General features: G+C 56.7%; 10 protein-coding genes. 1 reads left to right on the top strand and 9 read right to left on the bottom strand.

What is annotated here, in order from left to right:
• Positions 1-201: 201 nt before the first annotated feature.
• Both BUC08_RS23385 and BUC08_RS24485 read right to left on the bottom strand, forming a co-directional pair.
• Positions 202-1,179: an IS5 family transposase gene (locus BUC08_RS23385; protein ID WP_037931286.1), complete on the bottom strand. Its 978-nt coding sequence runs from the start codon at positions 1,177-1,179 to the stop codon at positions 202-204.
• Positions 1,157-1,471: a hypothetical protein gene (locus BUC08_RS24485; protein WP_143186818.1), complete on the bottom strand. Its 315-nt coding sequence runs from the start codon at positions 1,469-1,471 to the stop codon at positions 1,157-1,159. The genes BUC08_RS23385 and BUC08_RS24485 overlap by 23 nt, the downstream gene beginning before the upstream one ends.
• Between BUC08_RS24485 and BUC08_RS25275 the strand changes: the two genes are divergently transcribed.
• Positions 1,430-1,636 carry a LysR substrate-binding domain-containing protein gene (locus BUC08_RS25275; protein WP_394445908.1) on the top strand — a complete coding sequence of 69 codons (207 nt, stop codon included), beginning with the start codon at positions 1,430-1,432 and terminating at the stop codon, positions 1,634-1,636. The genes BUC08_RS24485 and BUC08_RS25275 overlap by 42 nt on opposite strands.
• On the opposite strand, the gene BUC08_RS23395 is transcribed toward BUC08_RS25275, so the two are convergent.
• From BUC08_RS23395 to BUC08_RS23425, 7 genes are all read right to left on the bottom strand, one after another.
• Positions 1,631-2,236 (bottom strand): 2-hydroxychromene-2-carboxylate isomerase, encoded by a 606-nt coding sequence (locus tag BUC08_RS23395; RefSeq protein ID WP_081855487.1) that lies wholly within the window; start codon positions 2,234-2,236, stop codon positions 1,631-1,633. The genes BUC08_RS25275 and BUC08_RS23395 overlap by 6 nt on opposite strands.
• Entirely contained in the window at positions 2,223-3,080 is an 858-nt protein-coding gene (locus BUC08_RS23400; protein WP_037931289.1) for a sulfurtransferase, read from the bottom strand. The genes BUC08_RS23395 and BUC08_RS23400 overlap by 14 nt, the downstream gene beginning before the upstream one ends.
• 13 nt (positions 3,081-3,093) lie before the next feature.
• Positions 3,094-4,194, bottom strand: coding sequence for an acyl-CoA dehydrogenase family protein (locus BUC08_RS23405; RefSeq protein WP_037931292.1), 1,101 nt, complete (start codon positions 4,192-4,194; stop codon positions 3,094-3,096).
• Between the two features lie 24 nt (positions 4,195-4,218).
• Positions 4,219-4,755 (bottom strand): OsmC family protein, encoded by a 537-nt coding sequence (locus BUC08_RS23410; protein WP_037931295.1) that lies wholly within the window; start codon positions 4,753-4,755, stop codon positions 4,219-4,221.
• A 26-nt stretch (positions 4,756-4,781) separates the two neighbouring features.
• A complete protein-coding gene (locus tag BUC08_RS23415; RefSeq protein ID WP_224556224.1) occupies positions 4,782-5,585 on the bottom strand; it encodes an ABC transporter permease in 804 nt (267 codons plus the stop codon).
• Between the two features lie 5 nt (positions 5,586-5,590).
• Positions 5,591-6,700: an ABC transporter substrate-binding protein gene (locus tag BUC08_RS23420; protein ID WP_200796235.1), complete on the bottom strand. Its 1,110-nt coding sequence runs from the start codon at positions 6,698-6,700 to the stop codon at positions 5,591-5,593.
• A 176-nt stretch (positions 6,701-6,876) separates the two neighbouring features.
• On the bottom strand, positions 6,877-7,365 hold the full coding sequence (locus BUC08_RS23425; protein WP_081855489.1) for an ATP-binding cassette domain-containing protein: 489 nt from the start codon (positions 7,363-7,365) through the stop codon (positions 6,877-6,879).
• Between the last annotated feature and the right edge of the window lie 69 nt (positions 7,366-7,434).

The following is a 7,434-nucleotide window of genomic DNA, read 5'->3' on the forward strand; positions in this document are numbered from 1 at the left end:
GACGGACTGAAGATGCCCGGATCTGTTGAACATTTTCTGGTAATGAGGGCCCAGTATTTTGGACCTGAGGTTTTCTCCGTGCATCCGATTAGTTTTTGAAGCCAAGGCAACATGTGATGCCTGACAAACCCCTTTTCGCAAAGACTGGTTGTGTTGCACGGATCGGCTCCAATTCGGAACGCGGCCTATCCGAGACGGAATTCAGGCGGTGCGTTCGAAATTAGGGCGACCAAGTTCGGTCATCCGTTTCAGCACGCGGACACCAATCCTGGCCTCCGCTTTCTGGTTCTCAAAGCTGCGCGCCTTTAGTTTCGGCCCGATGACTGCCTTCCAGTGACCCACCAAAGTTTCACCTCGACTGCGCTGATTGTAGCCCGATGTCTTCTGCCAAGCTATGCGTTCGTACGCCTCAATTTTGGTAATTTGGCGATCGCGGATCGTCGGCTTCTGGGCGGCGTCCGAGCTCAGCATCGCGTTTTTGGGTGGCGGGATCGCAATCTCAATTCCTTCGCCAAAGCGCGCGAGCAGGAGATCGCACGTTGGGTCGCCGTCGTAGGCGCCATCCGCTAGAAACAGGTCGATGGGGCCATCAATTTGATCCAACAGACCCGGCAGCGCGGTGGAATCTCCGACGCCATGGGTGGTCAAATCGGAGCAGACGATCTCGCCGCTGACAAGATCGAGACCGAGGTGCAGCTTGCGCCAGGACCGCCCTTTGCGCTGGGTTTTATGCTTCTCCTCTAGCCAATCGCCCGCATCGTAGATCTTCACCCCGGTGCTATCCACGACCAACTGGATTCCCGCTTTGCCGTTGGCCTGTCGCTGAACGCGCAATGTCAGGCCGTTGCCCCGGCGCGACAAGGTGGAGAAACTGGGCACCGCGATTTCGACCCCCAGCAGCTTGGCAATCGAACACATCAAGCCTTGGGTCTGGCGCAGCGGCTGCCGGAACACCATGCCCATGGTCAGGCAGGTCTTAATCGCCAAATCTGAATAGACAGGCTGCCCACCCGGCTGCGTCCTGCGCGGCGCCGACCACAAGGCGAGCGCCTCTTCGCTAATCCAAACCGTCAGATCCCCTCGCCGCCGCAAGCTTTCGTTGTACTCAGCCCAATTCGTCACCCGATGCTTCTGCTTGGGGATCTTGTCACGGCGATCAGCGTTGAACTTGTGCGGCATCTACAGCATCCTGAACGGAAAAGGCCGCACCCGATATTACCTGAGCGGGGTGCCATGTGAGCGGGGTGCCATGCAACAAGGCCATTTTGAGGAACTCGCGCGTCAAAATTGCCTTCGGATTGCCGGAAACAGCAAGCGAAACGCATGGTGCAAAGCCGATCCTTTCGACGATTAAGCCTCTGAGGCGCAGGGTTGATTTGAAGGAAACAGTACGGATGTTGTTTACCACGCAGCGCTTGCAGGCATCGGCATAGCGCGGCTGCCGCGCTACATGGCGGATCGTAAGTTCCAATCAGGGGAGTTGGTGCGCGTTTTGCCAGACGACGCGCCGCCGAGCACCGACATCGCAATCATGTTTGCCGACACGCGTAACCTTCCACCCAAAACGCGCGCGTTCATTAATTTCCTTGTCCGTGAGTTCCGCGACGTCCCAGAGTATCAAATGACGGGATCATAGATTTTTCAAATGCCCCCGCAAAAATGCGAGCCTGTCTTGTCCAAAGAACCAGTCGTCGCCAATCACATATGTCGGCGACCCAAAAATGCCCTTTTCAATCGCCTCGGCGGTTTCGGCCTTGGCCTGTGATGCTACGGCACTGTCACCCGCAACATTCAATATTTCATCAGCCACAATCCCGTCCAGCTCAAGCGTTTTGCCGACGTCACCCTGATCAGAGATGTTCAAGTCGTGCACCCAAACGGCCTTCAGAATTGCACCGACAACCTCCCCTTGATCCCCGCCAAGCGCTTGCGATGCGACGATCACGCGGCATGCAAGGTCCATCGGCACGGGCCAAAAGGCAGGTGTTGTATTTATAGGCAGCTCAAGCTTGACCGCCCACCGCTTCATATCCGCTTTGCGATGCGTTTGCCGGATTTCTGGATACTTGGCTGGCGGAAATGAGCCTGCCGCAGCAAACACAGCGGCCATATCCAAAGGGTGGTAGCGGATCACGGCACCAGTATCTGCGGCAATATCCAATAGTCGGGCATGGCCAAGATAGGCGTAGCCCGACATCGGTGCAAAATAGTAGTCGATGACATTAGGTGCTGACAAAGGGCAACCCCTCGTCAATCGGTAAACTCATGTCGCGGGACCATTCGTTCCACGATCCAAAGTAGATGCGTACATCTTTGACGCCGGCCTCTTTCAACGCAAGAAAGGTGTTAGAAGCGCGCGCGCCTTTGAAGCAATAGATATAGACGGGCGTTTCGGTGTCGATGCCGACGGTGGCGCATTCGGCCAGCACTTCTTCGCTGGACTTCATCATCGGTCCGTCTGCTGTCGGCTTCATCATGCGGTACCATTCGATCCACTTTGCGCCGGGGATGCGGCCCTTGCGGGGGCAAAAGTCTTTGCCATAGGGCGATGAACTGGTGGCGACCCATTCATCTACATCGCGCACGTCCAGCAAGGTCACCTCAGGGGTTTCAAGCGCCTGTTTCATGTCATCCACCGTCAACATGAGGGCAGCCGCATTAGCATCCACAGCAAAGCTCGCAGGTGCAGGCGAGGTCGCTTCGGTAGTCACCGGCATCTGCGCGGCGACCCATGCGGCCATGCCACCGTGCAGTACTTTGGTGTTGGGATATCCCAGATAGCTGAGCAGGAAATACCCTCGGCAGGATTGGCCAAAGCCGCTGTCCATCGCCTGTTCGTAGATCACGGCAGTCTTTGTGCCATCAAGGCCCGCCGCCCCAAAGGCGTCAGCGAATTTCTGTGTCAGCTCGGCCATGCCTTCGGCGTCCGATGTTGCCAGATAGGTAAAGATGTCGTGCAGATTGACCGCGCCGGGGATGTGACCAGCGGCAAACCCTTCAGGTGCGCGGGTGTCGATCAAGACGATCTCATCTTTGTTCATAGCGGCAAGTTCGGCAGGTGAAATCAGAACGGTACTCATGTGGTATTCCTTTCTAGGCTGCGGGCAGGTCGGCCAGCATTTTGCGAAGTTGTTTGGTGGCGGGTGTCACCACCGCGATGAAATAGCTCTCGCGCAAGCGTCTTTGTGCGGTCCCTTGGCTGACGAACCCACGTGCCCCGCAATGAAGCATCGCGAAATGCGCAGCCTCAGTTGACGCTTCACCGCCGCGCAGGCGGGCGGTGATCACACGGCGGAAATACGCGATAGAGGTATCATAAGGCGTTTTGGCCAACTCCATGATCTCGGCCTCAAGCTCGTCGAGCAGGTCGGCAAAGTCTTCGGGTTGTTTTTCAAGGTATTTGTTCACATGCCCCAGTTGCCGACGCACTTGTTCCATCAGTTTGATGGAGCTGCGGATCATCCCCAGCGCCATGCCGGTTTGCATCAGAACAAAGCCGGGGCGAATTTTTTGCAAATAGCCGTCGATGGGATCGGCCAAGACAAACAGATCTTCGATCAAGGCATCGCGAAACTGAACTGTGCGTGTGGCGGTGCCTGCCATCGACATAAAATCATGGTCCAGTGCCGTTTTTACACCTGGCTGATCGCCGCGCGCCACGGCCATGACGTGTTTGATTTTGCCCTCTTCCTCAACGGAAAAGACGATGCCGAAATACCCGTCCTCGCCGACGTTCGACACCCAAGGCAGCGCGCCCTTGACAGTGTAACCGCCGTCCACGCGCCTGCCTTTTAGACGCATCTTTTCGATGCCAAAGAACGTTTTCATCGGGTTGGACAAGCCAGTGCCACCTAACGCCTGGCCACTTGCCACTTTGGGCAGAAGGGTCGACTTCAATGCTGCATTGTCGGATGAGGCCACATACCACGCCAGTGCATTTTGGCACCACATGCAGAATGCTGTTGAAATGCACTCTTCGCCGCTGCGCGCGATGGCTTGGATCGTGTCCCCCATTTTCGTGTCAGGGGCGACGTGGCTGCCAAATGCACCCGCAGTACCGAAGGCGTGCATGACATCTTGCGGATACAGGCCCGCGTCAATCTCGCGCACCAGCGGTGTAAGTTGTTCAGTGGCGACCGCATCAACGCGGGCGAGCATGGCCGATGGTGCAGCTATTCTTTCCTGTAGTGTCATTGCGGTCTCCTTGGTTTTTGAGGGTTAGACGCTGACAGCGACCATGTTCACAGGGCGTGAAAACGTGTTGAACACCGGTGACCACTGGATGACATGGGCAATCAGCTCATCAATCGTTTCTTGCGGGCAATCGGCCTTCATCGCGACGTTGATGCGCACGTCGGTAAAGCCCACAGGCTTTTCGCCCAGATCGCCAGTGCCCCAGACACCTGTGATGTTCAGATCACCTTCCATTTCGACCTCAAGGCTTTCAATCGTTATGCCCCGGTGGATCGCGTTGGCGTGCAGGCCCACCGCGACGCAACTGCCCAAAGCGGCCAGCGATGCTTCCGATGGGTTTGGCGCTGTGTCATCGCCCAACAGGCCCGGTGGTTCGTCCACGATGTAAGGTTCCAGATCGCGGATATAGTTGGCGTGTCGGAAACGTCCCTCGGCCACGGTCTTGCACTTGAGCGTCTTGATCGCCTGCGGGTTGGCCTTGCCATTGGCAATCAGGGTGTTCAGCCCGTCTTTGTCGATGGGCGCAAGGCAGCCTGTGAGGGCGGTTGCGGGTTCTGACATCTTTGGATCCTCCGTTTGATGTAGTTTTAGGTTGATTTCATCCAGTTCAGGCGGGTGATCGCCTTCTGGCAAAGGGTGTCGAGGGCAAAGCCGATGACCCCAATCACCACGACGGTCGCGGAAAGGCGGTCATATTCCAGCGTGTCGCGTGCGTCGTTAATGGCGTAGCCAAGCCCAGACGTGACACCGAGGTATTCCGCAGGCACCAACACAACCCATGCGACCCCAAGCGCCAGCCGCACACCGGTCAGGATATCGACGGCAATTGCAGGCAGGATCACGGTGGTCAGCATATGGCGCGGGTTGGCCCCAAGATTGCGCGCGACTTTGATCCACTCCGGATCGATGCGGCGCACGCCGGCTGCCGTGGCAAACAGGATAGGCCAGATCGACGCGACAGCGATGAGAAACACAATCGCGCCGTCCCATGTGTCAAACGCCATCACTGCAATCGGCATCCAGCTGAGTGGGGAAATCATGCGCAGAAACTGGAACGGAATGTTCGTAATCTCGCGCAGTTGGGTCACGCGTCCGATCAGGATGCCCATTGGGATCCCAATGACGGCTGCCAGTGCCATACCAGCGCCAACCCGGTAAAGCGAGGGTACCGCCATGTCGATCACTTCGCTGCTGGTGAGCATGACCCAAAGACGCGATAGTGTAGGGGCTGGCGCGAAATCGGCAAAGGCAAACATATCAGGATCGTTTGCCACTGCCCGGCCACCAAGCCACCATAGAAATAGCAGCGACGCCATGCCGATCCCGGCATTCACCGCGCCGCGAAAGCGCCCTATGGAGGGCAGTGCGCGCAGGGCTGGTATGTCAGCCAATGTGCTCACAGTTTGAGGACTTCGGTGCGCACATAGGGATCGCCGGGATTGACCGACGGGTCATTCAACCACTCGGGGTTTGCCTCTAGCGCATTCTTGACGAAGTCGTAATTGACCAAATCTTGCGTTACGAAATCTGCATCCAGATCAGCCAGGAAAGTGGTGTCACCGCTGACAACGGTGTTGGACATGGCTTCAACGATCAGTTTTGTTGCTGATGGATATGGCCAGGGTTGGAAATCAATCCGACCGTTTTGATACTCGGTTTGGTTTTTGATCGCGCCGGTTTCGATGTAATTTGCATTGTCGCTATACAGCGTCATCGCGCGGGTCACGACAGAGCCGGGCGCGGGCAGGTACCCTTCGCCGTCTTTTGAAAGCAACTGTGCAACTTCGGCTTTGTTCTGGCTGGCATAGATCGCACCACGCACCACTGCGTTCATCACCTTTTGCGTCCAGTCGGGTTTGGCGTTGGTGACCTCTTCGTTCATGCAAACGACACAGCAGGGATGGTTTTTCCAAATGTCTCCGGTAAAGCGCAGCATGCGTGCGCCGGCCTTCAACTCACCCAAGGCGTTAAAAGGTTCTGCGACGATGTAAGCGTCAATCTTGCGCGCTGCGAGGGCAGGGGGCATGTCTGGGGGTGGCAGGACTTGCAGATTGCATTCATCTGCCGCCAGAGGTTCACCCTGCGGTTTGATCACTGCTTTGATGCCTGCCTCGCGCAGCGCGTACTGCAGGACGATGTTGTGCATCGAGTACCAAAACGGCACCGCAACCTGCTTGCCGCCCAGACCTGCAAAATCAGTGACGTCCGTGTGCCGTCCCACAACCAAAGCAGAGCCGTTGGTATGCGCCCACGCCATAATCTTGACCGGAAAGTTGTTGTTGTACCGCATCCACACCGGGATTGGCTTGAGGAAGTGTACAAGGTTGAACTTGTTAGACGTGAACCCTTCGATCAGGGGCGCCCACCCCCGGATCAGTGTCGGTTTTTCAGCCTCTAACCCTTCATCCGCAAAATACCCTTTGGCATGCGCGACCAGCAAAGGCGTTGCATCCGTGATCGGCAGATACCCGATGCGTACCACGTCGTCATCCTGCGCGCGTGCCATCTGCGGCAAGGTGCTGGCTAGCCCGCCCAACATCGCGGCCAACCCGCCAGATGCCAACATATCGAGCGTCTTGCGTTTATCCAGATCGTCGATCCCGTCGTGACCGCAGCAGCCAGCGTGCAGGTCGATGTCGGTGGTTGGCTTTGACATGAGTTTATCCTTTGGGTTCGTTAAGGTCAGGACGATTGCATCGCTGCATAAATACTGTTGAGGCGGGCGAGTTCCGTTTTGAACTTTGGGCTGGTGGTGTCGCGTGCCGAAGCCTCGAGCTGGATCACTGTGTCGTCAGCGATGATGCCCGCACCTGACTTTAAGAACACCGCGCGGTCGGCCATCAAGACAGCCTCGGACACGTCATGGGTGACCAAAACAAGGGTCAGCCCAAGTCGTTTCGCTATGGCACGTACGTCGGTTTGCATGGATTGCCGAGTGAACATATCGAGCGCTGAGAAGGGTTCATCCAACAGCAGAACTTCGGGGCTGGTGGCCAGAGAGCGTGCCAAGGCAACGCGCTGCTGTTGGCCGCCTGACAGGTCCTGGACATTGCGGTCTGCGAAATCGGACATATCCACAAGTTCCAGAACGTCCCGCACCCGGTCTGTGACACCTTCCTTCTGATTGGCATAGCGCAGGCCCAGCTGTCGCGTAGCCCTTAATTGTGAGATGGGAAATCCAACGAAATCAACGGCTGAGCTTTGCCCTTAAATATGAGATTTTGCCTTTAATTCTGATAT

Source organism: Pseudosulfitobacter pseudonitzschiae, from assembly GCF_900129395.1.
GTDB lineage: Bacteria > Pseudomonadota > Alphaproteobacteria > Rhodobacterales > Rhodobacteraceae > Pseudosulfitobacter > Pseudosulfitobacter pseudonitzschiae.